Below are 24,996 nucleotides of genomic sequence, written 5' to 3'. Positions count from 1 at the left end.
CTCGGGAACGAGGCACCTGAGAGGGCGGCCTCGGCGATGTGCGTCGACGCATCGCGGAAAGGCGGTTGCCTTATCAGGATTCGCGCGGCCAAGGCAAGGCTCGCGCGTCTCCTTCCTGCGATGATGTGCCTGCGATGATGCACCTGCGATGAGGTGCGTCCCCGCAATCCGGCGCGAACGCAAACGGCCGCCGGGCGGAGCGCCGGCGACCGTCTGATCGGGATGAGCCTTTCGACTCGCCCGAGGGCGAATGTCGTCCTCAGGGATTGGGCGCGGGGGCGGGCGCCGTCGGATCGGCCGGCGGAGTCCCGGCCAACACCGTGCTCTTGGTGAGCTCGGGGTAGCTGTCGACCATGTTCACGCCGTTGAGGGGCTTGTTCTGGCCATTGTGGCAGGTGGTGCAGTTGACCTTCGGCACGTCGCCCAGAACACCGAGGCGGTTCGGGGGAAAGGTCGAGGCCAGTGGCTCGAGATAGTTGCCGTTGATGTCCCGCACCATCCGGATGCCGTGCCAGGCGGTGGTCCGCTGAGGAGTGCTCTGCGACCAGTTCGAGATCGCCCGGGTGTTGTGACAGAAGGTGCAGTTGACCCCCAAACCTTCCGACATATGGATCATCAGGCCGTAGGTCTTCTCGGCATCCTGGATCGGCTTGCCCTTGGTGGTGGGCGGGGCCGTCGTCCCGTTCACCCGGATGGCGTTGTTGTCGATGTTCTTGTCGGCGAGGTACTCGGTGAGGGTGTCGTAGGGCAGCGAGGCGAGGCCGACCGAGGGTGAGGCCATGTTCTGCCCGTTGTTGCGGGCGACGAAGCCGGACGAGTGGTTCGGGCCCGGATTGGTGAACCAGATGTTGGCCGGCACCGGCTGGCCGCGGTGACAGGTGTAGCAGGTGACGCCGGTGCTGCCGACGTGGTTGGCCTTCCAGTCGCTGTTGATGTGCTGGGTCATCTGCAGCATCCGGCGGGCGACGCGCTTCTGGTAGAGGCTGTCGTCGGCCATGTTCTCGGTGTTGTGGCAGTAGGTGCAGCCCTGCTCGGGGGCGACCCACTCCGTCATCGAGGCCATCAGGCGGTTGAACTCGTTGGTGGTGACGTTGCCGAGAACCTGGACGTTCTCGTAGGTCTTGCCGGCGAGTTCCCCGTCCTCCTCCGCCGGATCGGCGGCGGCGGGCGCGACGTTGGCCTCCTTCACCTCGGCCAATCCGGCCTTGGTGTGGACTTGGTCCATCGCGGTACCGCGATAGCCGGTTTGGGCGGTGGCGAGCGGGGGGCGGGTCCAGCCCGAGGTGCCGAACATCGCCACCGTCAGGAAGAAGGCGATCGAAGCTCCCAGGACGACGAAGAAGATTTTCATTGGGCCCCCCCGGGAACGCTCAAGGGATCGACGATCGGCGCGTAGACTTGCGGATAGGACGGGGCGACGCCGTGCTTGACCGCCCAGAGGTACCAATTGTCGACCACGGTACCGGTGAGCAGGATGCCGATGCCGCCGGTGAGGGTGGTGAGCACTGCGAACCACCAGGCCCAGCGATGGATCGATTCCATGGTGGCGTTGAAGCCCATGGTCCAGCGCCAGAACAGAGCGGCGCGCTCGGTGGCCGTGCCGCGATCGACGATCTGGTCGATCTCACGCTCGCCGCCGAAGCGGCTCACCGCCAGGATGGTCGCCCCGTGCATGGCGAACAGAAGCGTCGATCCGTAGAGGAAGACGATCGAGAGCATGTGGAACGGGTTGTAGAAGAGGTTGCCGTAGCGCAGCGAGAAGGCGGCGGTCCAATCGAGGTGCGGGAAGATGCCGAAGGGCACCGCCTCGCTCCACGACCCCATCAGGATCGGCCGGATGAAGCCGAGCACGAGGTAGAGCCAGATGGCGCTGGCGAAGGCCCACGGCACGTGGGTTCCGAGGCCGAGGGCCCGCGCCCGCCGGTAGAGCCGCACCCACCACAACATGATCGAGCTGGTGAGGAAGAACCCGGTGATCAGCCACCAGCCGCCTTCGTTGAGCGGCGGCAGGATCTTGAGGCCGTGCTTCGGCAGCGGCGGCTCAAGGGCGAGCCAGGGCAGCTGCCGCACGAACTGGATCGGGCTCCAGTTCACCGAGGCCAGCATGTTGAGGCCGACGATCTCGAAGGCGATCAGGAAGCAGACGGCCGAAAGCGCGCCGAGATAGCCGATGTAGATCGGGCCGACCTGGCCGTTGCCGAACAGGCCCAGCAGGTAGCTGTTGAACGGCTTGCCCCAGCGATGGTCGACGGCGACGGGCACGCCGAGCTCGGGAACCTTCGGTCGGACCTGAACTTCGGTGAAGATGTTCTGATAGTAAGCCATGGCGTTCTGGTTCCCCTCTAGCGCCAGACCGGGAGATTGAGCCACCAGCCCCACCATTCCGGCCAACCACGGGTCCAGAACGGTCCGCTGATGATGATGCAGACGGCGCTCCAGAAGCCCGCGGACAGGGCCAGGAACAGGCCGAGCCGGTGGATGCCGAGGGTGCCGATCGAATAGCCGATCGTGTCGCGGAAGAAGGTGTCCTCATGCTCGGGCGTCTTCACGGTTTCGCCCTTGGCCGGGTTGGTGGCCGACAGGATCAGCGAGCCGTGCAGCGACAGGGCGAAGGTCGTCGTGAAGAAGAACGACACCGCCAGCATGTGAGCCGGATTGTAGTGGAAGTGCAGGTACTGGTAGCCGGTGTTCGAAACCCAATCGAGGTGGGACAGGATGCCGTACGGGAATCCGTGGCCCCAGGCGCCCATCAGGAACGGGCGGATCACCACCAGCGAGACGTAGGCGAAGATCGCCACCGCATAGGCGAACGGCACGTGGTAGCCGATGCCGAGCTTGCGGCAGATCTCGACCTCGCGCAGCGCCCAGGACACGAATGAGCCCACCGCGCAGAAGGTGATGATCTGCCAGAGGCCGCCTTCCTTGAGCGGGGCCAGCGCCAGGCCGTATTTCAGGTCGGGCGGCGCGATGTTGATCTGCCAGATGTTCCAGGTCGGCCCGAGAGCCGCCCCGTAGATAATGAGGGCGGTGCCGAGCACCGAGAAGAACAGTGTCGTGACCCCGAAGAAGCCGACGAAGAACGGACCCACCCAAAAATCGAACAGGTCTCCGCCGATGAGGGTGCCGCCGCGGACGCGGTATTTTCGTTCGAAACTCAGCATCGCCATCGCGAAACTCTCCCGGCTCCAGCGTCAGTCTTGTTTTTTGGGCGTGTTGTCTTGTCTGGCCGCGATGTCTCGGATCACGTCGACTGAACGCGACTTGTCGATTCGAGCGCGGGTCCCCTCCCCCTTGGGGGAGGGGGCCTCGCGGAGTTGAGCCGAAACGCGCGCGTCAGGCGGGCATCGTCGGAAGCACGAGCGACTGCGCTTGCGCCGCCTTCTGCATCTTGGGGCCTTCGAGCCAGTTGAACCGGTCGGTGCTGAGCAAGATGAAGTGGATCAGCAGCGCCAGGATGAACAGGAAGGTGAAGAGTGCCACCAGGGTGCGGCGCGGATCGAAGAGAAGCCAAACCTTATGCATGGTGCGATCCTCCTCAGGAGATCATCGAGACGAGACTGTGCGCCGCCGTCTCGAGGGCGGCGTAGCCCTTAGGTCCCGGCAGCCACGGGCGCCACATCCACACCAGGATGTGGGCGACCACGGCGATGGCCGTGAAGATGATGAAGCTCGTCAGGAAGATCGCGTGGAACTCCTTGGCTTCCGGTTCCGTCAGCCCGGACAGGCTGCTCGGTTTTTCGACTATGCCATTAGCCATCGGTTAAACCTCCGCGTTGACTGACCGCGCCCGGAATCGGCGCGGCGGGTATCGTCGCTCTCGCTGCCGCGAGTGCGACGGTCCTTCCCGCCCTGTTCGGATGGGAGCCTGTTCGGGCTTTTCAGCCCATGAAGACGAACGGGATCGCCGAGACCGCCATGGCCTTGGCTTCACCGAAGACGGAGCGCCGGTGCTGCGGGATCGCTCCGCGTGCCGGCGGCGCAAGGCGCTGGATCAGCGCCGCGACGAGGAAAAACGGGTAGGTCGCCGCCAGGATGAGGCGGAACTCGACCGCTTCTTGGTGCTGGCGCGAGACCATGTTCGGCGAACGCTGCATGGGACGGTCTCCTCTGGGGCTTCCGCGGCGGGACGCTTGCCCGGTGAAGCGGGACAAGGCCCGGTCGAACGGCGCCGCGCCGTCCAGACCGGAAAGGGGATGCGACGGAGCGGCGCTCATGCTGCCACTCCGAGGGCCGAGTCGGCCTTGGCCCGCTCGACGTGATGGGGGGTGACGCGCGCCTCGCCGGCATGGCGGGCGGCGCGCTCGGCCGCGTCGCGCAGGCGCTTGGCCGCCGAGATTCGCACTAGGACCGGCTGGGCCTCGACCAGAGCGTCGAGCCGGGCGCGCGCCGCCTCGTCCCAGGGCAGTTCGCGGTGCATCCGGGCCGGGGTCGCCTCGACCTGATCCATGTCGCGGGCCAGCGGCAGGATGTGGAAGAGCATGTCGAACAGGGCGTTGCAGACCTCCTGGACGAGGTAGGTCGCCCCCGAGAACCCCATGAACGGCGTGCCGGTGTGGCGCCGGATGATCGCGCCCGGGAACGAGGCCGGGACGAAGATCGCCCGCGATCCGGCCTCGGCGGCGTACATCCGCTCGTTGAACGAGCCGAACAGCACCAGCGGCGGATTGGTCGCGATAAGCTCGCGGACCTCGGCATTGTCGGTCTTCGCGCCAGCCTTCCGGGCCACCGCGAAATGGCAGGGTAGGCCCATCTCGTCTTCGAGGAAGTGGCGCACGCCGCGGGCATAGGTCTCGGAGGCGACGATGCCGAAGCTCGCGGTGCCGAAGAAATCCTGCGTCACCGAGCGCCAAAGGTCCCAGATCGGCTTGATCGTGGTGTGCTTCTCGCGCTCGATGAAGGGCTCCGGGTCGAGGCCGAGAATGTCGCCGAGGCTCCGCAGGAACTTCGTCGTCGAGTGGATGCCGATCGGTGCCTGCAGGTAGGGCCGCTCCAGCGCTTCGCAGAGGAGGCGCCCGAACTCGCGGTAGAGGCAGATGTTGGCGTCGGCGTTCACCAGGGCGGGTACGTCGGCCAGATGCGAGCCGAGCGGGAAGACGAGGTTGATCTCGGCGCCGATGCCCTCGACGAGGCGGCGGATCTCGGCAAGATCGGACGGCATGTTGAAGGTGCCGTAGGCCGGTCCGATGAGGTTGACCCGGGGGCGGACCCCCTCCTTGCGCGCGGGGCGGGCCGGGATACCCTTCTTGGCGAAGCGGCGGGCACCGTACTCGTTCCAGAGCCAGGCCATGGCGCGGTCGGCCGCCTGCCACTGGTCCTCGTCGATGGTGCGCGGCAGGAAGCGTTGGAGGTTGGTCCCCTCTGGAGTGACGCCGCCACCGATCATCTCGGCGATGGAGCCGGTGACCACCACGCTCGGCTGGGCCGGATCGAGGGTGGCATGCGCCCGCTTCATCGCGGCCTCGGTGCCGTGGCGGCCGAGTTCCTCTTCGCCCAGGCCGGTGACGACGATGGGCAGTTCGTGCGGCGGCAGCGCGTCGGTGTAGTGAAGCACCGAGGTGACGGGCAGATTCTCGCAGCCCACCGGACCGTCGATGACCACCTGCAACCCCTTGATGGCGGTGAAGACGTAGACGGCGCCCCAGTAGCCGCCGGCCCGATCGTGATCGAGGACGAGCATCAGGCCATCTCCCCGATCGGATCGTGAGCGGGCTTGCCCCGGGGAACGCTGGCCACTGCCTTGCGCAGCTTGGGCACGTCTTCCCAGATGCCGGCGGTATGGCCCTCGCCGACCCCGGCGAAGAAATCGCGCATGGTGTCGAAGCGGTGGCGGTTGCCGAGCGCGGCGTTGATCACCTTGGCGAGGGAGCCGGCCCCGGCGACGCCCATCAGCGGACGGGCCGAGATCAGGTTGGTGAAGTAGAGGGCCGGGATCGCCAGCGCCTTGGCTTTCTGCACCACCGGCGTCGTGCCGATGGCGAGATCGGGCCGGTATTCGAACATCGCCGCGAGGTCGTCCTCGAGGGACGCCCGGTAGCGCACCACGACCCCGTGGGCTTCGAGCCACTCGCGGTCGGCCTCGGAATACGGCGTCCGCGGACAGGCGGTGCCAACGTAGCGCAGATCCGCGCCGCTCTCGACGAGCAGGCGCCCGACCAGAAGTTCCGAGCCCTCGTAACCCGACAGGGTGATCCGGCCCTTGATCGGCGTCGCCTGCAGAGCGCCCTTGATCATCGGCAGCAGCCGGTTCTTGGCGAGCTCCACGGTCTCGCGCTTGACGGCGCAGGCCTCGCCGATCCGGTCGAGCCAATCGGCGGTGCCGTCATGACCTACCGGGGCCGAACCGACGATGGGGCGCCCTGCCGCCTCGAATTCGCGGATGCTGGCGGTGTAGAACGGATGGATCGCCGCCACTGCCGCGCAATCCAGCGCCGCGTAGAGCTCGCGCCATTCGCGGGTGGGCACCACCGGGCCGGCGCTGAGCCCGAGCGGCTCCAGCAGGGCGCCGATCACCACCGGATCGGCGGGGAACATCTCGCCGAGCAGCGTCACGGTGGGGCGCTCGGAGCGGCCGGCGCGCGGCGCCTGGACCGGACCCTGCTCGGCCTCTGTGCGGGCGAATTTCAGCATCGCCCCGGCGAGCACGTCCTTGGCTTCCGCATGGGTCGGCACGCCGAACCCGGGGACGTCGATGCCGATAATGCGGACCCCGTCGATCTGCTTCGGGAGCAGCCGCAGCGGTACGCCGGAGGCGGAGGGGACGCAGAGATTGATCACCACGACGGCGTCGTATTCGGCGGGCTTGGCCACATCGAACACCGCCTCGCGGATGTCCTCGAACAGCTTGCCGGTGACCAGGGTCTCGGAGTTGAACGGCACGTAGCCCACCGTCCGCTTGGCGCCGTAGAAATGCGACGTGAAGGTCAGGCCGTAGACGCAGCAGGCCGAGCCCGAGAGGATCGTTGCCGTGCGGCGCATGCGCAGGCCGACGCGGAGCGATCCGAAGGCCGGGCACATGCTCTGGGGCTGGTCGTGCGGCCCCTGCGGATAATCCTTTTGCAGCTGCGCCAGCGTCTCCGACATCCCGGCGGCTTCGGCGGCCGCCCGCATAGCATCCTTGCCTGAGTGACAGCCGAGGCCGTCGCTCTTGACGGCGGCGAGGTTCACCACCTCGGCCGGAGCGGCCGCGGCCACCAGGGTCGAGGCGGGGCGCTCCTTTCGGGCGCGCAGATCGGCGATGTCGAGGGTGACGGACATGTGCGTCAGACCTCGTCGTAGACGACTTCGAGGGACGGCTTCACCACGTGGGCGGTGCCGCACATGTCCTCGAAGGTGGCGGGCACCAGGGTGACGCCCCGGCCCACGGCCTCGCCCTTGAACAGGCCGAGGAGGCCGTCCTGGCTCAGCGGTGTCGGATGGTTGGCGGCCGCGTCGTGGACGTTCTGGGCCAGATCGGCGAACAGCGAGCCCCATTGGCTTTCGGGCCGGCCGATGATCTCGTAATTCGCGCTCTTCTTGCGGATATCGTCGTCGGCCGGGATCGAGGCCAGGACCGGGATGCCGACCGCGGCGGCGAAGGCCTGGGCTTCGCCGGTGCCGTCGTCCTTGTTGATGACGAGACCGCCGACACCGACATTGCCGCCGAGCTTGCGGAAATATTCCACCGCCGAGCAGACGTTGTTGGCGACATAGAGCGACTGGAGGTCGTTGGAGCCGACGACGATGACCTTCTGGCACATGTCGCGGGCGATCGGCAGGCCGAAGCCGCCGCAGACCACGTCGCCGAGGAAATCGAGGAGGACGTAGTCGAAGCCCCATTCGTGGAAGCCGAGCTTCTCCAGCAATTCGAAGCCGTGGATGATGCCGCGGCCGCCGCAGCCGCGACCGACTTCCGGGCCGCCGAGCTCCATGGCGTAGACGCCGTCGCGCTTGAAGCAGACGTCGCCGATGGCGACCTGCTCGCCGGCGAGCTTCTTCTTGGTGGAGGTCTCGATGATGGTCGGGCAGGCGCGGCCGCCGAACAGGAGCGAGGTGGTGTCGCTCTTCGGATCGCAGCCGATGAGCAGGACCTTCTTGCCCTGCTGGGCCATCATGTAGCTGAGATTGGCCAGGGTGAACGACTTGCCGATTCCGCCCTTACCGTAGATCGCGATGATCTGGGTGGTCTTGGTGGCGGTGACCGGCACCGGGTCCGGCTCGATGCCGGCTTCCGCGCGGAGCGCTTCCGAAGCCTTCAAGGCGGCGCCGTTCAGCTGCATGTTCATGCGGCTCTCCAATCGAGGATCATCTTCAGGCATTCGGGGTCGCCGAAGGCCGTGCGATAGGCGTCTGGTGCCTGGTCGGCTGGGCGCCGGTGGGTGATGAGGCCGTCGAGGGAGAGACGGCCACCCTCGATCAGCGCCATCACGGCCGCGAGGTCGTCTGCCCGCCATTGCGCGGCGATGCGGATGCGGGCCTCGCGCAGGAACGCGGGCGGAAAGTCGAAGGCGAGGGGCGCCTCGTAGAAGCCGGCCAGCACGATCTCGCCGTTCGGCGCGAGGCGTGCGATCAGGCGGTCGAGGATAGTGGCGTCGCCGCTCACGTCGGTGATGATGGCGTAGTCGCGCCGCTCGTCGGATTCGGGGGCGACCACGTCGTAGCCGGTAGCACCGGCGACCCGGATCGGATTGGTCTCCCACACCACCGGCTCGCCGCCGGCAATCAGGGTGAGGCGCGCCAGCAGCCGGCCGAGAACGCCGTGACCGACGATCAGTGAGCGACCGGCCGGCTTGGCGGCGAGGGCGTGATAAGCGGTGGCCGCGAGCGCGATGAGGATGCCGCGCTCGGCCAGGCCCGAATCAATGGGAACCAGACGGGCGCCGTCGCTGACGAGATGCGAGGCGGCACCGCCGAACAGGCCGCGGACCGGGCCGAAGCAGCGGGCGCCGGGAACGAACACCGTCTGTCCGATGCTCAGGCCCGAGGTCGCGCCGGCTTCCACCACCTCGCCCACCGACTCGTAGCCGGGGACCAGGGGGTATCCCATGCCGGGGAAGGCCGGCATCCGGCCCGACCAGAGCAGGCGCTCCGTGCCGGTGCTGATCCCGCTCCAGTTCACCGCCACCACCGCGTCGGAGGGGCCGGCTGCATCGAGGGTCAGCGTGTCGATAATGATCCGGCCGGGCTGCTCGAGAACGATCGCGCGTGTTTCCATCGTATCGATCCTCCCCTGCCCTGCCGCCGGACCTTCGCCGTGCGGCTCTGATGTGTCATCCTAGATAGACACTTTTATTCGTCAAGCATTACTTACACGACTGCGCGTCAAATCGGTGAGACACGATCAATCGTGTCAGCAGCGGGCGCCGGGTCGGCACTTCCCGGATGCCGGTGAAGCCGGCCTCGACCAGGAGCGTGGACAGTTCGTCCAGGGTGCGGCAGCGGCCGCTGCCCATGGCGAGGAGGTAGAGTCCGAAATACGCGTCGCCGATCGGCTCGGCGCCGGGAGTGCCGGCCATCGGCTCGGCCAGAATCAGGGTGCCGCCCTCCGGCAAGGCGGCGTGGGCGCTTCGGAGAAGGGTCTGCACGGCCGCGTCGTCGTGGTCGTGGACCACGCGCACGAGGGAGATCGCATCGGCGCCGAGCGGCAGGGCGTCGTCGAGGAAGCTGCCGCCGCGCGCCTCTGCCCGATGGCCGATCCCGTCGTCGCGAAACCGCCGCTCGGCCCGCGCGGCCACCGCAGGCAGATCGAACAGGGTGAGTGCCAGATTCGGCGTTCGCGCGGCCGCCGCTGCCAGGAAGGCGCCCTCGCCGCCGCCGACATCCATCAGGCGGCGATGGCGTCGGAGCGGATAGGCGTCGAGGATGTCCTGCGCGATCAGCGCCTGCGACGCCGCCATCAGCCCGCTATAGGCGCCGACCGATTCGGGGCCGAGCGATTCGCGCTGCGTCGCATCCGCATAGGGCCAGTAGCCGGCGAGCCGGGTCGGTCCGGCCTCGCCGCGCAGCAAGGCCACGGGGTCGCGCAGATCGTCGTACAGCAAGGCGTGGTGCTCGATCATCGCCGCCACCGATGGGTTGCCGATCAGCGCGGCCCCGAGATCGGCGAGGGCGAAGCGTCCGTCCGGCAGCGCCGAGACGAGTTCGAGGGAGGCTGCCGCCTTCAGGAGGCGCAGAGCGCGCTCCGGGGCCAGCGACAGCCGGCCGCACAGGGCATCGAGGGCCAGCGGCCCGCCGACCAGGATCCGAAAGAGATCGAGGCGGACGCAGGCGAACAGGGTCTGCGAATAGGTGAAGCCGGCGCACAGGTCGAACAGCGCCCGGGTGTTGCGCCGGGCGATCCGGCGCGTCAGCGGAAACCCGGCGGCCCAACGCTGGAAGGCCGGGTTCGCCACCGTGCGCGTGCGGAAGGCCCGCCAGCGATCGCGCCAAGTCGGCGGCGATCCTGCGCCGGGAGTCCTGGCCGTCTGTGCGGGTGGGGGTATGGAGAGGACGACACCGGTCTCGGAGCGTTCGATGTCTGTGTCGCCGCGACCCTCCCCCGCGGACGGGGAAAGGTTGGCGTAGGCCGGATCGGCGAGAGACCCGTTTGCGCGGGTCACGGGACCACGGTTCCGCGTCACGCCAGTTCGTGCACGAGGCTCGCCGGCAGGAACAGCTTGGTCTGCGCCGCGATCTCGGCGCGCAGGGCATCGGCTCCTGGACAGGTCGGGATCACCTCCATCGCCTCGCGCACCAGGCGCTTCAAGCGCGCGAGCGCCCCGCCCATGCCGAGCAATGCGGCGGCGTTGGGCCGGCCGAGGGTCGCGTCGCGCCCCACCGGCTTGCCGACCTCCTCCTGGCGACAAGCGACGTCACGTAGGTCGTCGGCGACCTGATAGGCCTCGCCGAGGCATTCGCCGAGGAGGCGCCACGGCAGTGCCGGGGCGCCGGCCGCGGCCGCGCCGGTGACGGTGGCGGCGGCGAAGAGCGCGCCGGTCTTGGCCTGCTGGTATTCGGTGAGTGCCACCGTGAGCTCGGATTCCCAGGCCTGCCCGGCGACGATGCCGTTGGGCGATCCGGCGGCGCGGGCCACCAGCCCGACCAGGGCGGCGAGGCGCTGGGGCGAACGGGCGGCGCCGCGGGCGAGCGTCTCGAAGGCGGTGACGATCAGCGCGTCGCCGGTCAGCACCGCCAGCGGCTCTCCGAAGGCGGCATGGACCGAAGCCTTGCCCCGGCGCATCGGCGCATCGTCGAAGCACGGCAGGTCGTCATGGACGAGGGAGGCGCAATGCAGGAGTTCGATGGCGCAGGCGGCGGCGTCCGCGGCTGCCGGATCGTCGTCGCCGCAGGCGCGTGCCACCGACAGGCACAGGCGCGGACGGATGCGGTGCCCGCCGGGGAAGACGGCGTAGCGGATCGCCTCGGCGAGGCGCGGTGGCGCCCCGGGTGCCTCGGCGTGGGCGACGGCGGTGTCGAGAGCCTGCTCGATCCGACGATTGGCATCCATCTCCGTCTCTCCCGGGTGTATTTTCGAATTGGCACTTGAAAGTGTCAGATAATATTGACACTCGTCAAGGGGGACTACGAAGTCCGGGGCGTTTCGAGGTCGGCGGCGTGCACGAGCGATCGGTTGTGGTGATCGGGGCGGGGATCGCGGGGCTGGTGGCCGCCCTGCGGCTCGCTCATGCGGGCCTGTCCGTCACCGTGCTGGAGCGGGGCGCCCGACCGGGCGGCAAGATGCGCAGCGTCGCTGTCGACGGTGTTCCGGTGGAGGCCGGCCCCACCGTCTTCACCATGCGCTGGATCTTCGACGAGATTTTCGCGGAATGCGGCGCCGATCTGGCGGATCGCGTGGTGCTCCAGCCCGCCGCGACCCTAGCCCGGCATGCCTGGGGACCGGGCGAGCAACTCGACCTCTTCGCCGACCACGACGCGTCGGTGGAGGCCATCGCGGCCTTCGCCGGCGCCAGGGAGGCCGAGGGCTATCGCCGGTTCTGCGCGCGGGCGGCGGAGGTCTACCGCACCCTCGAGGGGCCGTTCATCCGTGGTGAGCGTCCGAGTCCGGTGGATCTCGCCGCTCGCGTCGGCCTGTCCGGGCTCGGGGACCTCTGGCGCATCCAGCCCTTCACCACCCTGTGGAGCGCGCTCGGCGACTATTTTGCCGATCCGCGCCTGCGCCAGTTGTTCGGGCGCTACGCCACCTATTGCGGTTCGTCGCCGTTCGAGGCCCCCGCCACCCTGATGCTCGTCGCTCATGTGGAGGCGCAGGGCGTCTGGTATGTGGAGGGCGGCTTGAGCCGGCTCGCCCGCGCGGTGGCGGAGCTTGCGGCGGAGCGCGGCGCCACGATCCGTTACGGTGCCGAGGTCGCCCGCATCGCGGTGGAGCGGGGCGCCTGCGTCGGGGTGGATCTCATCGACGGCGAGCGCATCCCTGCCGACCGGATCGTCGCCAATGCCGATGTCGCGGCCCTCGGCGCCGGCCTGTTCGGCTCCGAGGCCGCCCGAGCCATCGGGAAGGTGTCGCCCGGCGAGCGCTCGCTCTCGGCCGTCACGGTGTGCCGCAGCGCCCGCGCGACAGGCTTTCCGCTCCTGCGCCACACGGTGTTCTTCGGCGCCGATTACGCGGCCGAATTCGACGCCATCCGTTGCGGCCGGCTGCCCACCGACCCCACGGTCTACGTCTGCGCCCAGGATCGTGCCGATGACGGCACCGCCATCGCGGGGCCCGAGCGCCTGCTCTGCCTCGTCAACGCCCCGGCGCGCGGTCGCGCCCAGCCCTTCACGCCTTCGGAGATCGCCGCATGCGAAACGACGTTGACCCGGCGCCTGGCGACCTCCGGCCTGACGCTCGAGGGAGCGCCCGGGATCGTGACGGATCCGGCGGATTTCGAGGGCCTGTTTCCGGGGACGGGGGGGGCGCTCTACGGTCGGGCCTCGCACGGGTGGATGGCCTCGTTCAAGCGGCCGGGGGCACGCACGGCGCTGCCGGGGCTGTATCTGGCGGGGGGCAGCGTCCATCCGGGGCCGGGGGTGCCGATGGCGGCCCAGTCGGGACGGCTGGCGGCCGACAGCCTGCTGGCGGATCTGAAGGCCGGCCGCGCTTCGACACGCCGGTCGCCAAGGACGGCTATGTCTGGTGGTACGTCGACGCCCTGAGTGCGGACGGCACCCAAGGGCTCACCATCATCGCCTTCATCGGCAGCGTGTTCTCACCCTATTATGCTTGGGACCCGGCCCGCGATCCGTTCGATCATTGCGCCGTCAACGTGGTGCTGTACGGGGCGCGCGCAAATCGCTTCTGCATGACCGAACGCGGACGCGGATCCCTGTCGCGCGACGCGGATCACATTGCCATCGGCCCGAGCGCGCTCGACTGGGACGGCACTACCCTGACCATCCGCCTCGACGAAGTGACGGCGCCGATCCCCTCGCGGGTGCGCGGGACGATCCGGCTGCGGCCGGAGGGGATCACCGCCGAAACCTTCACCCTCGACGCGGCCGGCGGCCATCGCTGGTGGCCTATGGCGCCCTCCTCCCCGGTTGAAGTGGAGCTTCAGGAACCCGGCCTAAGCTGGCGCGGCACCGCCTATTTCGATACCAACCATGGAGACACGTCGCTGGAGGCCGCGTTCGGCGACTGGACCTGGTGCCGGGCGGATCTGAAGCGCGGGTCGGCGATCCTCTACGACGTCAACCGCCAGGACGGCACCGCGCAGAACCTCTCCCTGCGCTTTGCCCCCGACGGAACGCGCCTCGAGATCGCACCACCGCGCCGCGCCGCGCTGCCAGCTACGCGGTTGTGGCGGATGCCGCGCACCACCCGCAGCGACGATGGCCAGTCCAGCATCGTCCGTACCTTCGAGGACACGCCGTTCTATGCCCGCTCGCTGCTGGCCTCGACCCTCTGCGGCGAGGCGGTGCGCCCGGTGCACGAAAGCCTGTCGCTCACGCGTTTCAGCAATCCGCTGGTGCGTCTGATGCTGCCGTTCCGGATGCCGCGGCGGGTGAGGTGAGCTGCGCAGCCTTCTCCCGGTCCGCCCGGATGCTGCGCTGGACCACGATCAACTGCCAGAGTGCCAGCCGCAGCACCGCCAGTTCGAGGGCGGTGGAGGCGATCATTGCGACGGCGTCTCTGCGTTGGGCCGCCGCTCGCGCGTGTCGCGAATATCGGCTTGTAAATCAGCCATTTGCCGATCGCGGCGGATGCTGCGCTTGAGCACCAGGAGCTGCCAGAGCGCGAGACCGATCGCCAGGGCGAAGACGAGTCCGATATCGAAGAATGCGAAGAGCGGGTCGCTCATGAAGGCGCCGGATTCGCCTCCTCGGATGCGAAGGCCAGGCTTCCAAACCCCTGGCTTCCGAAGGATTCCCGGGCGCGCAGGATTTCGACGAGGTCGAGAACGCGGCCGGCCTGGGCGGGCACGTCCCACCAAGAGGCCCGGACCGGCACCGGCTGCGCAGCCACCGCGTCCACGAGGAAGGCCGTTTCGGGCAGCGGCGGGGCCGTACGCGCCCCGCCGCTGGCTCCTAGCAGAAGGGCCTTGGCGAGCAGGACCCCCTTGCGCCGTCCTGCGACGCGGGCACGGCTGGTGATCGGATCGAGCCCGGCGCGTTCGAGTTCGCGCCCGATCTCGGAATAGATCGAACCGGCGGCGCGGATCGCAGGGCGGCAGGAGAGCGGTAGACCGGAGACTCCGCTCTGCGCGCGCGCATAGAGAAGGTCGGCGGCGGCGAGCAGGCGCCCGACGACGCGCGCGAGCGCCGGACTTGGAGTCGGATCGGCCAGGAACGCGTCCGCGTCGATGCCCTCCTCGGCGAGCCAGCGCAGGGGCAGGTAGAGCCGCCCGGCGCGGGCATCTTCGCCGACGTCGCGGGCGATGTTGGTGAATTGCATGGCGACGCCGAGGTCGCAGGCGCGCGCGAGCGTGCCCGGATCGCGGACACCCATGATGAGGGTCATCATCGCGCCGACACTTGCGGCGACCCGCGCCGCATAGGCGCTCAGCTCCGAGAGGGTCTCATAGCGGCGCCCCTGCGCGTCCCAGGCCAATCCCTCGATGAGCGCACCGGGCAGCGCCTGCGGGATCGCATGATCGGCCACGATGTCGGCCAGCGCCCGGTCGGCCGCGGTATCGGCCGGGCGGCCGTCATAGGCGCGCGCGAGCCGGGCCGAGAGCCGGGCCACCGCCGCGGCCCTGCCATTGGCCGCCACCTCGTCGACGGCGTCGTCGGAGAGCCGGCAGAAGGCGTAGAGCCCATAGGCCGGGCGCCGCACCGCCGCCGGTAACAGGGCGGAGGCCGCAAAGAAGCTGCGCGATCCGGTGCGGATCGCCGCCCGACAGGCGGCGTGATCGGCCGCATCGGCATGGGCGATGGCCCAGAGGGGCGGCCTCACGGCCTCAGGCGAAAACGCGCGCATCCGGCACCACGGTATCGAGGACTCGGGCAGACGAGAGTACGCCGGGAAGTCCCGCACCCGGATGGGTGCCGGCCCCGACGAGGTAGAGGTGGCGCACGTCCTCGGAGGCGTTGTGCGGCCGGAACCACGCCGATTGCGTCAGCACCGGCTCCAGGCCGAAGCCCGAACCGCGGAAGCTGAGGAAATCGGTGGCGAAATCCTGCGGATTCGTCACCTTCGAGGTGACGATCGATCCCGACAGGCCCGGCATCACCGTCGCGTCGAGATGCCGCTCGATCGCCTGCCGGTACGGCTCGGCGATGGCGTCCCAATCCTGGCCGCCATCGAGATTCGGCACCGGAGAGAGCACGTAGAAGGCGTCGCAGCCCGGCGGCGCCAGCAGCGGATCGGTGGCGGTGGGCCGGTGCAGGTACAGGCTGAAATCCTGCGCCAGACGCTTCTTCGAGAAGATGTCGTCGATCAGGCCGCGATAGCGCGGGCCCATCAGAATGGTGTGGTGGGCGATGCCCGGGAACTTCCGGTTCGTGCCGAAATACCAGACGAACAGCCCCATGGAGGAATGGGCGCGGGCGAGCTTTGCCGCGCTCCAGCGCTTGGCCTTGCCGCCCAGCAGGGTGGTGTAGGTGAACGCCGAATCGGCATTGGAGACGACGATGTCGGCGGCGATTCGCTCGCCGTTGCAGAGGGTTACTCCGGTGGCGCGCCCCTCGACGACGTCGATGCGGGCTGCATCCGCGTCGTAGCGCACCTCGCCGCCCTGCCCCCGGATCAGGTCGACGAGGCCGTCGACGAGGCGCCCGGTGCCGCCCATGGCGAAATGGACGCCCCAGCGCCGTTCGAGATGCGCGATCAGGCAATAGATCGCTGAGGCCCGGAAGGGGCTGCCGCCGATGAGGAGGGGGTGGAAGCTGAAGATCGTGCGCAGGCGCTCGTCGCGAATGTAGGACGCCACGAGGTCGTAGACCGAGCGGTGGCCGCCGAGCCGCAGCAGCGTCGGCATGATCCGCGCCATGTCGCTGAGGCGCGAGAACGGGACGTGTCCGAGTTCCTCGAACCCCACACGGCAGATCGCCTCGGAGCGGGCCATGAAGCGCTCGTAGCCGGCGACGTCGTCGGGCGAGAACCGGGCCACCTCGGCGCGCATGGCGTCGCGATCGCCGCTGTAGTCGAAGCTGGCGCCGTCATCGAAGCGGATGCGGTAGAATGGCAGCATCGGCGCCAGGGTCACGTCGTCGGCCATGCGCTTGCCGCACAGGGTCCAGAGTTCCTCGAACAGGAACGGCGCGGTGACGATGGTCGGGCCGGCATCGAAGGTGAAACCGTCCTGGCGGTGGACTCGCGCACGGCCGCCGGCCTGATCCAGCCGCTCCAGCACCGTGACGCGGTAGCCGCGGGCTCCGAGCCTGATCGCCGCCGCGAGACCGCCGAAACCGCTGCCGATCACCACCGCATGGGGGCGTGCGGTGGGTGTCGTCGTCGGGCTCGGCGAGTCAGCGAGTGTCAACATAAGCTGACACTATTCCGCAAAAACCATGGGAGGCAAGGGCTGTTTTCGGTGATGAGCGCTGGTGTTCGCCGAACCGCGTCAGGCCGGCGCGAGGGCGGCCTCGAGGATCACCCGCGCGATCCGGTCCGGCGCCTCCTCGTGGGCGAGGTGACCGAGGTTGCGCAGCAGTTCGACGCGCGCATCGGGCAGGCGGTCCCTAAGGGTGAAGGCGGTCTCCGGCGAGACGGCGCGATCATCGCTCCCCACCACCAGGAGGGTCGGCACCTGGAGCCCGGGAATATCGCGGCTGAGGCCCGCCAGGTCCCAGTTCGCCATCATCCCCAACGTACCGGCGACGTGGCCGGGGCGGCGGAACAGGCGCCGGTAGAAGTCGAGCCCCTCCGGATCGAGGCGCGAGCCGGTGCCGCGGATCAGGCGCTCCACCGCCGGCCGGTCCGCAGTCCAGGAAAACACCTTCGGGGTGATCGGATTGAGGAACAGCATCCGAGCGAGACTCGGGAACAGCACCGAGGCGAGGCCGGGGAACGGGGTGAGCGCCCCGTTGAGGGCCACCAGCAGGCGCGGGGTCACCGCGCCGTCGAGGCAGAGGCGGACCCCGATCGCCGCCCCGGCCGAGTGGCCGACGACGAGGTCCGGCGCGATCGCGAGGGCGCCGAGAAGATCACGGATCGCGCTCCCCATGCCGGGCAGGGAGAGTCGGCCGGCGGGAAGCGGATCTGTGAAGCCGTGGCCGGGCAGGTCCGGCGCGATCACCCGGAATTTCTCCGCCAGGAGCGGCATCAGCCCGCGCCAGGAATGGGTAGCCGCCCCGGTGCCGTGGAGGAGGAGCAGCGCCGGCGCCTGCGCCTCTCCCATCTCCTGCACGTGCCAGGTCAAACCGGAGGCCGCGACGAAGCGGCTCGCCTCGCGGTGCGGCCAGTCGGCGCCGTCGCGCTCCCAAAGAGGCCTGTCGCTCGCCGCACTCATGGATGGTTCGCCTCGAAATCAGGTCGCCGAGCGGATCGCGGCGCTCATCGCCCCGGCGTCGGCGTAGGGCAACGGCAGGTAGCGCGCGCCCATGGCATCGGCGAGGCGCCGGGCAGGGTCCTGCGGGCGTGGGGCGGTGTCGATGAGGATCGCCCGCACGTTGGTGGCGCGGAAAGCGCCGGCCGATTGCAGAGCGTCGGCGCCGGCCCGGGCGCGGCCGGGTTCGCCCGACCGGGCGATGTTGGCGCGCCCGTCTGTGAGCACCACCACCACCGGGGTTCCGCCGCTCCGGCGCACCCCGAGAGCCAGGGCCGCGACGGCGTCGATTCCCGAGGCCAGCGGGGTTCCACCACCGCCGGGGAGCCCGGCGAGGCCGCGCCGTGCCCGCACCAGCGAGCGGGTCGGGGCGAGGATCAGCTCGGCGCTGCGGCCCCGGAACGCCACGAGGGCGACCTTGTCGCGCCGGATATAGGCCTGCGCCAACAGTAGCTCGACGGCGCCCTTGGCCTCGGCCAGCCGCTCCAGTGCGGCCGAGCCGGACGCGTCCACGGCGAAGATCGTGGTGGTTTCGGTGCGCTGGGAAAACCGCGTGATGCGAAAGTCCTCGGCGCGGACGATGATCCGGCGCGAGCCCCCGGCGATCGGCATTTCGGGAGAAGACGCCTGCCGCTGCCGGATGCGCTGCCACGGGGCAGCGGCGCGCAGGGTTTCGATCAGGTTGAGACGGCCCTGGCGCGGATCGCCGGGCCGGGTTCCGGCTGGGCGACCGCTGCGCTTGGCCGCCGCCGCCGCGCCGGCCTTTCCGGCCTTGGGTGCGGTGGGGCGCGGGCCGTCGCCGGTGAGAAGGGCGAGGAGATGGGGTGGGATCGCCGCGCGCGCGGCTGCGACCACGCTGTCGTCGAGGGCGTTGGCTTCGCTCGGCGTCTCCGGTGCGGGGTCGCCCTCACCCTGCGGCGGCTGATCGGACGGAGCGTCCCCTTCCTCCGGCGCCGGCTCGGTCGCGGGCATCTGCGTGGCGCGCGGTCCGAGCACGAGGCGGGCGGCCTCGATCGTGTCGGCGTCGGAGAGCGCGTCGCGCCCGTCCAGAGACGCGGCGAGGTGCGCGACCCGCAGGGCGAGGAGCGGCCCGCGCAAGGAGCCGATTCCAAGGGCCTCTGCAGCTTGGACCAGGGCGGTGATGGCCGCATCCGTTTGGGTCGCCGCGCCGTTCGGCTGCTCTTCTGGGGTTGGAGCGTCCTGTACGTCGCCCCAGGCGATGGCGCTGAGATCGAGATGGAAGGCGAGGCGTTCGGACAAGACTGTCGGCACCCGCTCGTCGGCGCCGATGCCCTCGTCGAGGAGGATCAGCCCGAACCGCGCGGGCAGGCTCTGTCCCAGGCCGTCGCGCTCGACCCGGACCCAGCCGGTGTCGAGGGTGGCTGCGAGCCGGGCGGCGATGCCGGGTTCCAGGCGTTCGGCCATCGGTACCACGACGCAGCCGCCATCGGATTCCGCCAGCAATCCGGTCTGGGCCACCGGCCGGCCGGCGGCGAGTGTGGCGGGCAGATCGAGGCCGCCGATGAGGCGGTCGTCTGCGATCCCGCCCGGCATGCGGCGCATCGGTGACCCGCTGGGGAGGTGGGCGCGCAAGGCGGCGAGCCAGCGGTCGCGCACCGGCCCGGCGCCGGCCCGCAGCACCACGCCGCCGATTCCATGCGGGTCGGCGGCGACGAGGCGCGCCACGCGCAGGGCGTCCGCCCAGGCGGAGGGGGTCGCAACGGGGAGACGGTTGTCTTGGTAGGCCGTCACAGCGACAGCACCTCCTCCACCGCGCGCGCCACGCGGGCGGTGGAGCCGGATTCGTCGAGGGGATTGCGGCGCAGGCGGTGGCGCAGGGCCGAGGGCGCGATGCGGGCGAGATGGTCGAGGGTCACCGTCTCGGCGCCCTCGTAGGCGGCGAGCGCGCGGGCGGTGCGCATCAGGGTGAGTTCGCCGCGAAGGCCGTCGGTGCCGAGCGCGAGACAGAGCCGGGCGCCGGCCTCGAGGGTGGCGTCGGGCACGTGCAGGCCGGGCAGACGGGCGCGGGCGGCGGTGAGGGTTTCCCGGATGGCGTGGTCGGCCGGGGCGTACGCTTCGCAGAAGCCGGCCGGATCGCGCTCGTAGGCGTCGCGGCGGCGGACCACGTCGATGCGGGTGGGCAGGTCCGTCGGCGTCGTCACCTCGACGGCGAGGCCGAACCGGTCGAGAAGCTGGGGCCGGAGCTCGCCCTCCTCCGGGTTGCCGCTTCCCACCAGCACGAAGCGCGCCGGGTGGCGGATACTGAGGCCCTCGCGCTCCACGGTGTTGACGCCCGAGGCCGCCACGTCGAGCAGCAGGTCCACGAGGTGGTCGTCGAGGAGATTGACCTCGTCGATGTAGAGAAAGCCGCGATTGGCGCGGGCCAGCAGTCCCGGCTCGAACGCCTTTTCGCCATGGGCCAGCGCCCGTTCCAGGTCGAGCGCGCCCACCACCCGGTCCTCGGTGGCGCCGAGGGGCAGGTCGACCACCGGCACCGGAATCTTCTGGGATGTCAGCGGGGCGACCTGCTCCCGGCAGCGATGGCATAGGTCGGCCGGGCGGCCGGGATCGCAGGAATAGGGACAGCCCGCCACCGCCAGCATCGACGGCAGCAGGGCCGCCAGGCCGCGGATCGCCGTGGATTTGCCGGTGCCGCGATCGCCGAACACCAGCACGCCGCCCACCGTGGGATCGACGGCGGCGATGAGCAGAGCCTGGCGCATCTCGTCCTGGCCGACGATGGCCGAGAACGGAAAGGTCGGTGTGGTGGCGTGCGCGAACCGCGACGAAGGCTGCCCGACGCTCTGCGGGCCGGCCACCTCGGCCTGAGGATGCAGGTCGGACCGGGCATCCCGCGAGAGTGTTCGGGTCGATCCGTTGAGGAGCATGAGCAGTGTCCCGGGTTCCAGTGTTCGCCATCCCTCGCCACTCTGCGGGAGAGGGGCCACCGAGCGTATCGGAGAGGGACAACCACGATTGGGATGTGGCGTCGCCCCTCTTGCCGTCGCTCCGCGACCACCCTCCCCCGCAGCGGGCGAAGGTCGTCTATTCGGCGGCTGCGCGCTGCACGCCCATCCGACCCCAGATCGTGCTCAGCGCATCGACCAGATGGTCGATGTCGGCATCCGAATGCAGTGGCGACGGGGTGATGCGCAGGCGCTCGGTCCCGCGCGGCACCGTGGGGTAGTTGATCGGCTGGACGTAGATGCCGAACGAGTCGAGCAGGGTGTCGCTGATCGCCTTGCACAGCACCGGATCGCAGACCATCACCGGCACGATGTGGCTGTCGTTGGGGAGGTACGGGATGCCGACCTCATCGAGCCGCGCGCGCACCGTCGCCACCCGCTCCTGGTGCCGGGCGCGCTCGGTGCCGCTGGCTTTCAGGTGGCGGATGCTGGCCGTGGCACCGGCCGCCACGGCGGGGGGCAGCGAAGTGGTGAAGATGAAGCCCGAGGCGAAGCTGCGCACGAAATCGCAGAGCTTGGCCGAGCCGGTGATGTAGCCGCCATGAACCGCGAAGGCCTTGCCGAGGGTGCCCTCGATGACGTCGAGGCGATGCGCCAGCCCGTCGCGTTCCGAGATGCCGCCGCCGCGCGCGCCGTAGAGTCCGACCGCGTGGACCTCGTCGAGATAGGTGAGCGCGCCATGCGCTTCGGCCACGTCGCAGATTTCCGCGATCGGCGCGATGTCGCCGTCCATCGAATAGACCGACTCGAAGGCGACGAGCTTGGGGCGCGCAGGATCGATCATGCGCAGCTTGCGGTCGAGATCCTCCGGATCGTTGTGGCGGAAGATGTGGCGCTCGGCGCGCGACGCCTTGATGCCCTCGATCATCGAGGCGTGGTTGCCCTCGTCCGAGAACACGGCGCAATTGGGCAGCTTGCCCGCCAGGGTTCCGATGGCGGCCAAGTTCGAGACGTAGCCGGAGGTGAACAGCAGGGCCGATTCCTTCTGGTGGAGGTCTGCGAGCTCGCGCTCCAGCAGCACGTGGTAATGGTTGGTGCCGGAAATGTTGCGGGTGCCGCCGGCGCCGGCGCCGCAACGGTCGAGCGCTTCGTGCATGGCGGCGAGCACGTCGGGATGCTGGCCCATGCCGAGATAATCGTTCGAGCACCACACGGTGACCGGCCGGGTACCGCCGGGACTGTGGTGGGTGGCGTGCGGGAAGTTGCCGGCATGGCGCTCCAGGTCGGTGAAGACGCGGTAGCGGCCCTCTTGGTGGAGGCTGGCCAGTTCGGCGCCGAAGATGTCTTCGTAGTTCATGCGCGTCCCCTTCCCCGATATCGGGTATTGTTCGTTGTTGGATTGCGTCTCGAGGTCGTTACGCCACGCCCCGCGGCTCGGCTGGCAAGCCCCGCGGCTCGGCGGAAGCGTGTTGCCCTCGCGCGAGCGCGGGGCGGTGGGGAGCGCCGGTGTCGGAGAGGTCGCCCCCGCGCCCGCTCGCTCCGCAGGCATTCTCCGCCGTCGAGGGAACAGGGTTGGCGACCTTCGGCAGGCCCCATTGCCAGAGGGCGGCGGAGGGCAAAGGCAGCATCAGGAAGCCGTGCTCCAGGGTCGCCAGCGCCATCAGCGTGGTGATGATGGTGAAGCCGACGACCTCGTGCGCGCCAAGGCCTTCGCCCAACGCCGCCTGACCGAGCCACAGGGTGACCAGGGCCGCGAGGCCGACCGAGACCGGGAAAAGCGGGTTCATCGGCCTGTTGCGCAGGAAGCAGGCGAGATAGCTGAGGTGGTCGGGTAGGAACTCGGCGTTGAGGTTGCGCACGCCGAGGAACATGTTGAGCCTCGCCGACAGGTTCATCGCGGCGAAGATCAGATAGGTCCACAGCGCGAAGGTGTTGGGCTGGCCCCAGGTCAGACCGAGAATCGCCAATCCGCCGACTACGATGGCCGCCTCGTGCCACAGGCTGGTGCCTACGGCCGCCCGAAAGCGGGCCAGGCCTCGCGTGTCCGGCGGACAACCGGTCGGCCGCGGGCCGGAGACGAAGCCCATATAGTAGCTCATCTCCTGCCAGCCCCAGACCAGCAAGGCGCCGGTGAAGGCCATGTAGGCGCCGGTCTCGCTGGTATCCGCCGCACTCGTGGCAATGGCCCAGAGGGCGGCGGCCAATACCAGGGTGCCGCCCGCCATGCTCCACCGATGGGTGTGACGTGGCCGGTGGTCGAGCAGGATGATCACCCCGGTGGAGAACCACCAGATCACCACCGCATAGACAGCAGGAACGGCGTAGGCGGCCATCCGCGCGTTCCCTACCAGACCGGCTCGAGACGGATCTCCGCCGGCATCGGATTGTCGATGGTCGGCAGCGCGTAGAGCCTTGCGAAGTTGACCGCCGAGGCGGCGATCCAGGCGCCGTGCTTGATCTTGCCGATCAGGCCGCCCTGCGCCTTGGCATCGGCGATGCCGTTGGAGCAGGCGAGCAGGCGGTCGAGTGCCTGCTTGAACTTGGGATTGTCGAGATCGAGGGTGAGCGGGAAGGTCTGCTTCGAGATCTCGGAGGTGATCCGGAAGACCTGGAAGTCGTAATCCGACGGATCGACGCCGAGCGCCTTGTGGAAGGCCGGCCGGCAATGGTCGCGCACATACATCGTCGCGAACACTGCGAGCAGGAAGAACTTGATCCAGTAGCGGTTGAGGCCGGAGGTCAGCTTCGGGTTGGCGCGCATAAGCAGGGCGAAGGCCTCGCCGTGGCGGAACTCGTCGTTGCACCACTTCTCGAACCACTTGAAGATCGGGTGGAAGCGGCGCTCGGGATGTCTTTCGAGCTCCCGGAAAATGGTGATGTAGCGGGCGTAGCCGATCTTCTCCGAAAGGTAGGTCGCGTAGAAGATGAACTTCGGCCGGAAGAAGGTGTATTTCTTCGACTTGGTCAGAAACCCCAGATCGATGCCGATGTCGAAGTCCTTGAGGACGTCGTTGATGAACCCGGCATGGCGCGCCTCGTCCCGGCTCATGAAGCCGAACAACTCGCGGATGTCGGGGTTCTTGGCGCGCTTGCGCATCTCGGCATAGAGCACGCAACCCGAGAACTCGGCGGTGATCGACGAGACCAGGAAGTCCATGAACTCCTTGCGGAGGTCCGGATCGAGCCCCGACATGTCGGCGTCGAAATCGGAATTGCGGGTGAAGTGGCGCTTGTTCGGATCGGCGCGCAGCTCGGCGATGAGCTTGTCCCAATCCTGGCGCACCGGCTCGACGTCGGTACGGTCGAGCTCGACGAAATCGGTGGTGTAAAAGCGCGGGGACAGGAAGGTCGTCTCCTGCGCCGCCTTGGTGCCCTCGTTCATCGGAAGCTTGGGCTTGATGGTCTGATGCTGGATCGAGACGTTCACAGGCGCCTCCTCTCGGAAAAGCTGACTTCGTAGAGTTCGGTGAGCTCAAGATGCCCGGCGAGCTTGGTCCAGAGCCGCTCCAGGCGCCCGGCGCGGATCACGGTGGCGGTGCGGCGCACGACCAGCCGCTCGCCGTAGGGAACCGAGGTCGGCGAATCGTGGACCTGGACCTCGTCGCCGGGCTCGATGTCGAAATCGGCATCGAGGGTGACATGGGCGTGGAGGCTCTCGGGCGTCTGCTCGATTTCCACCGTGCAGGGCACGTCGATGGTCCGACGTCCGTTCAGCCAGCCGATCATCGCACCGCTCCCGTGTCGGGAAGGAGACGGGCGAAAGCGACGAAGTTGGACGGGCCGAAGGCGCCCAGATTGACCTTGCGGCCCGTGGACTCGTCGTCGAGTTGCAGGCTGCCGTCATCGAAATGCGTCAGGCGGAACGGCTGTTCGCGGGTGAGCCCGGCCCGCAGCCGAGCCTGGCCGAAGCCCCGCAATGTGGCGCGCAGAAAGTTGTCCTCGCCCGGATGGACCGTGGCGATCCGCCCGCCGCCAGCAGCATTGAACAGTTCGATCGAGCCGTCCGGCCGGTCCTCGACGGTGAGCCGCACGCTGCGCACCACATGGGCCGGGGGCATCTCGGTGAGGCCGACGCCCTCGCGGCGGGCGACGCCGACGGTGATCATCACGAACACCATCAGGGCGCCGGCGCCCATCAGGAGCTTGCCGGGGATCGGGCCGGCCTTCGACGTCGGCGCGGGAACTGTCGTCCGTTGCATGGGGACCCC

Annotated in this window: 25 protein-coding genes; 2 read left to right on the top strand and 23 right to left on the bottom strand. The window is 69.2% G+C overall.

Features of this window, described 5'->3' with window-relative positions; genetic code table 11:
* Positions 1-259: 259 nt before the first annotated feature.
* The 12 genes from pufC to G3T14_RS02855 form a co-directional block, all read right to left on the bottom strand.
* Complete coding sequence (gene pufC, locus G3T14_RS02910) at positions 260-1,351, bottom strand: photosynthetic reaction center cytochrome PufC (RefSeq protein WP_163639848.1); 1,092 nt, start codon at positions 1,349-1,351, stop codon at positions 260-262.
* Complete coding sequence (gene pufM, locus G3T14_RS02905; RefSeq protein ID WP_163639846.1) at positions 1,348-2,325, bottom strand: photosynthetic reaction center subunit M; 978 nt, start codon at positions 2,323-2,325, stop codon at positions 1,348-1,350. Before pufM ends, pufC begins: the two co-directional genes overlap by 4 nt.
* 17 nt (positions 2,326-2,342) lie before the next feature.
* Positions 2,343-3,167: a photosynthetic reaction center subunit L gene (pufL, locus tag G3T14_RS02900; RefSeq protein WP_163639844.1), complete on the bottom strand. Its 825-nt coding sequence runs from the start codon at positions 3,165-3,167 to the stop codon at positions 2,343-2,345.
* A 166-nt stretch (positions 3,168-3,333) separates the two neighbouring features.
* Positions 3,334-3,522: a light-harvesting antenna LH1, alpha subunit gene (gene pufA, locus G3T14_RS02895; protein WP_163639842.1), complete on the bottom strand. Its 189-nt coding sequence runs from the start codon at positions 3,520-3,522 to the stop codon at positions 3,334-3,336.
* Between the two features lie 13 nt (positions 3,523-3,535).
* On the bottom strand, positions 3,536-3,757 hold the full coding sequence (gene pufB, locus G3T14_RS02890; protein ID WP_163639840.1) for a light-harvesting antenna LH1, beta subunit: 222 nt from the start codon (positions 3,755-3,757) through the stop codon (positions 3,536-3,538).
* Positions 3,758-3,878: 121 nt separating this feature from the next.
* The gene (locus G3T14_RS02885) at positions 3,879-4,094 is read right to left on the bottom strand and encodes a hypothetical protein (RefSeq protein ID WP_163639838.1); all 216 of its coding nucleotides are present in this window, start codon (positions 4,092-4,094) and stop codon (positions 3,879-3,881) included.
* 116 nt (positions 4,095-4,210) lie between these two features.
* The gene (gene bchZ / locus G3T14_RS02880) at positions 4,211-5,677 is read right to left on the bottom strand and encodes a chlorophyllide a reductase subunit Z (protein WP_163639835.1); all 1,467 of its coding nucleotides are present in this window, start codon (positions 5,675-5,677) and stop codon (positions 4,211-4,213) included.
* Positions 5,677-7,254 carry a chlorophyllide a reductase subunit Y gene (gene bchY / locus G3T14_RS02875; RefSeq protein ID WP_163639833.1) on the bottom strand — a complete coding sequence of 526 codons (1,578 nt, stop codon included), beginning with the start codon at positions 7,252-7,254 and terminating at the stop codon, positions 5,677-5,679. The genes bchZ and bchY overlap by 1 nt, the downstream gene beginning before the upstream one ends.
* 5 nt (positions 7,255-7,259) lie before the next feature.
* Positions 7,260-8,261, bottom strand: a complete 1,002-nt coding sequence (locus tag G3T14_RS02870) for a chlorophyllide a reductase iron protein subunit X (RefSeq protein ID WP_163639831.1) — start codon at positions 8,259-8,261, stop codon at positions 7,260-7,262.
* Positions 8,258-9,190: a chlorophyll synthesis pathway protein BchC gene (gene bchC, locus G3T14_RS02865; RefSeq protein WP_163639829.1), complete on the bottom strand. Its 933-nt coding sequence runs from the start codon at positions 9,188-9,190 to the stop codon at positions 8,258-8,260. Before bchC ends, G3T14_RS02870 begins: the two co-directional genes overlap by 4 nt.
* Positions 9,191-9,278: 88 nt before the next feature.
* Positions 9,279-10,457 carry a methyltransferase gene (locus G3T14_RS02860; protein ID WP_163640143.1) on the bottom strand — a complete coding sequence of 393 codons (1,179 nt, stop codon included), beginning with the start codon at positions 10,455-10,457 and terminating at the stop codon, positions 9,279-9,281.
* A gap of 134 nt (positions 10,458-10,591) precedes the next feature.
* Positions 10,592-11,461: a polyprenyl synthetase family protein gene (locus G3T14_RS02855; protein WP_163639827.1), complete on the bottom strand. Its 870-nt coding sequence runs from the start codon at positions 11,459-11,461 to the stop codon at positions 10,592-10,594.
* A 107-nt stretch (positions 11,462-11,568) separates the two neighbouring features.
* Here G3T14_RS02855 and crtD point away from each other — a divergent pair, with 107 nt between their 5' ends.
* Both crtD and G3T14_RS02845 read left to right on the top strand, forming a co-directional pair.
* Positions 11,569-13,110: a 1-hydroxycarotenoid 3,4-desaturase CrtD gene (gene crtD / locus G3T14_RS02850; protein ID WP_163639825.1), complete on the top strand. Its 1,542-nt coding sequence runs from the start codon at positions 11,569-11,571 to the stop codon at positions 13,108-13,110.
* Positions 13,107-13,967, top strand: a complete 861-nt coding sequence (locus G3T14_RS02845; protein ID WP_163640141.1) for a carotenoid 1,2-hydratase — start codon at positions 13,107-13,109, stop codon at positions 13,965-13,967. The genes crtD and G3T14_RS02845 overlap by 4 nt, the downstream gene beginning before the upstream one ends.
* 102 nt (positions 13,968-14,069) lie before the next feature.
* Here G3T14_RS02845 and G3T14_RS02840 read toward each other — a convergent pair whose 3' ends face one another.
* The 11 genes from G3T14_RS02840 to puhC form a co-directional block, all read right to left on the bottom strand.
* Positions 14,070-14,255 carry a hypothetical protein gene (locus G3T14_RS02840; protein WP_163639823.1) on the bottom strand — a complete coding sequence of 62 codons (186 nt, stop codon included), beginning with the start codon at positions 14,253-14,255 and terminating at the stop codon, positions 14,070-14,072.
* Positions 14,252-15,373 carry a phytoene/squalene synthase family protein gene (locus G3T14_RS02835; RefSeq protein ID WP_163639821.1) on the bottom strand — a complete coding sequence of 374 codons (1,122 nt, stop codon included), beginning with the start codon at positions 15,371-15,373 and terminating at the stop codon, positions 14,252-14,254. Before G3T14_RS02835 ends, G3T14_RS02840 begins: the two co-directional genes overlap by 4 nt.
* The gene (locus G3T14_RS02830) at positions 15,354-16,880 is read right to left on the bottom strand and encodes a phytoene desaturase (RefSeq protein WP_163639819.1); all 1,527 of its coding nucleotides are present in this window, start codon (positions 16,878-16,880) and stop codon (positions 15,354-15,356) included. The genes G3T14_RS02835 and G3T14_RS02830 overlap by 20 nt, the downstream gene beginning before the upstream one ends.
* 78 nt (positions 16,881-16,958) lie before the next feature.
* Entirely contained in the window at positions 16,959-17,846 is an 888-nt protein-coding gene (bchO, locus tag G3T14_RS02825; protein ID WP_163639817.1) for an alpha/beta fold hydrolase BchO, read from the bottom strand.
* Positions 17,847-17,864: 18 nt separating this feature from the next.
* Complete coding sequence (locus G3T14_RS02820) at positions 17,865-19,634, bottom strand: magnesium chelatase subunit D (protein WP_163639815.1); 1,770 nt, start codon at positions 19,632-19,634, stop codon at positions 17,865-17,867.
* Positions 19,631-20,770: a magnesium chelatase ATPase subunit I gene (gene bchI, locus G3T14_RS02815; RefSeq protein ID WP_163639813.1), complete on the bottom strand. Its 1,140-nt coding sequence runs from the start codon at positions 20,768-20,770 to the stop codon at positions 19,631-19,633. Before bchI ends, G3T14_RS02820 begins: the two co-directional genes overlap by 4 nt.
* A gap of 157 nt (positions 20,771-20,927) precedes the next feature.
* The gene (gene hemA, locus G3T14_RS02810; RefSeq protein ID WP_163639811.1) at positions 20,928-22,145 is read right to left on the bottom strand and encodes a 5-aminolevulinate synthase; all 1,218 of its coding nucleotides are present in this window, start codon (positions 22,143-22,145) and stop codon (positions 20,928-20,930) included.
* Positions 22,146-22,203: 58 nt separating this feature from the next.
* Entirely contained in the window at positions 22,204-23,121 is a 918-nt protein-coding gene (gene puhE, locus G3T14_RS02805; RefSeq protein ID WP_163639809.1) for a putative photosynthetic complex assembly protein PuhE, read from the bottom strand.
* Positions 23,122-23,132: 11 nt separating this feature from the next.
* The gene (acsF, locus tag G3T14_RS02800) at positions 23,133-24,188 is read right to left on the bottom strand and encodes a magnesium-protoporphyrin IX monomethyl ester (oxidative) cyclase (protein ID WP_348645204.1); all 1,056 of its coding nucleotides are present in this window, start codon (positions 24,186-24,188) and stop codon (positions 23,133-23,135) included.
* Between the two features lie 23 nt (positions 24,189-24,211).
* A complete protein-coding gene (locus G3T14_RS02795; protein WP_163640139.1) occupies positions 24,212-24,511 on the bottom strand; it encodes a hypothetical protein in 300 nt (99 codons plus the stop codon).
* On the bottom strand, positions 24,511-24,987 hold the full coding sequence (gene puhC / locus G3T14_RS02790; RefSeq protein WP_163639805.1) for a photosynthetic complex assembly protein PuhC: 477 nt from the start codon (positions 24,985-24,987) through the stop codon (positions 24,511-24,513). The genes G3T14_RS02795 and puhC overlap by 1 nt, the downstream gene beginning before the upstream one ends.
* Positions 24,988-24,996: the final 9 nt, after the last annotated feature.

The organism is Methylobacterium sp. BTF04 (genome assembly GCF_010692745.1).
Lineage (GTDB): Bacteria > Pseudomonadota > Alphaproteobacteria > Rhizobiales > Beijerinckiaceae > Methylobacterium.
This window is presented reverse-complemented; position numbering and strand designations above follow the sequence as displayed.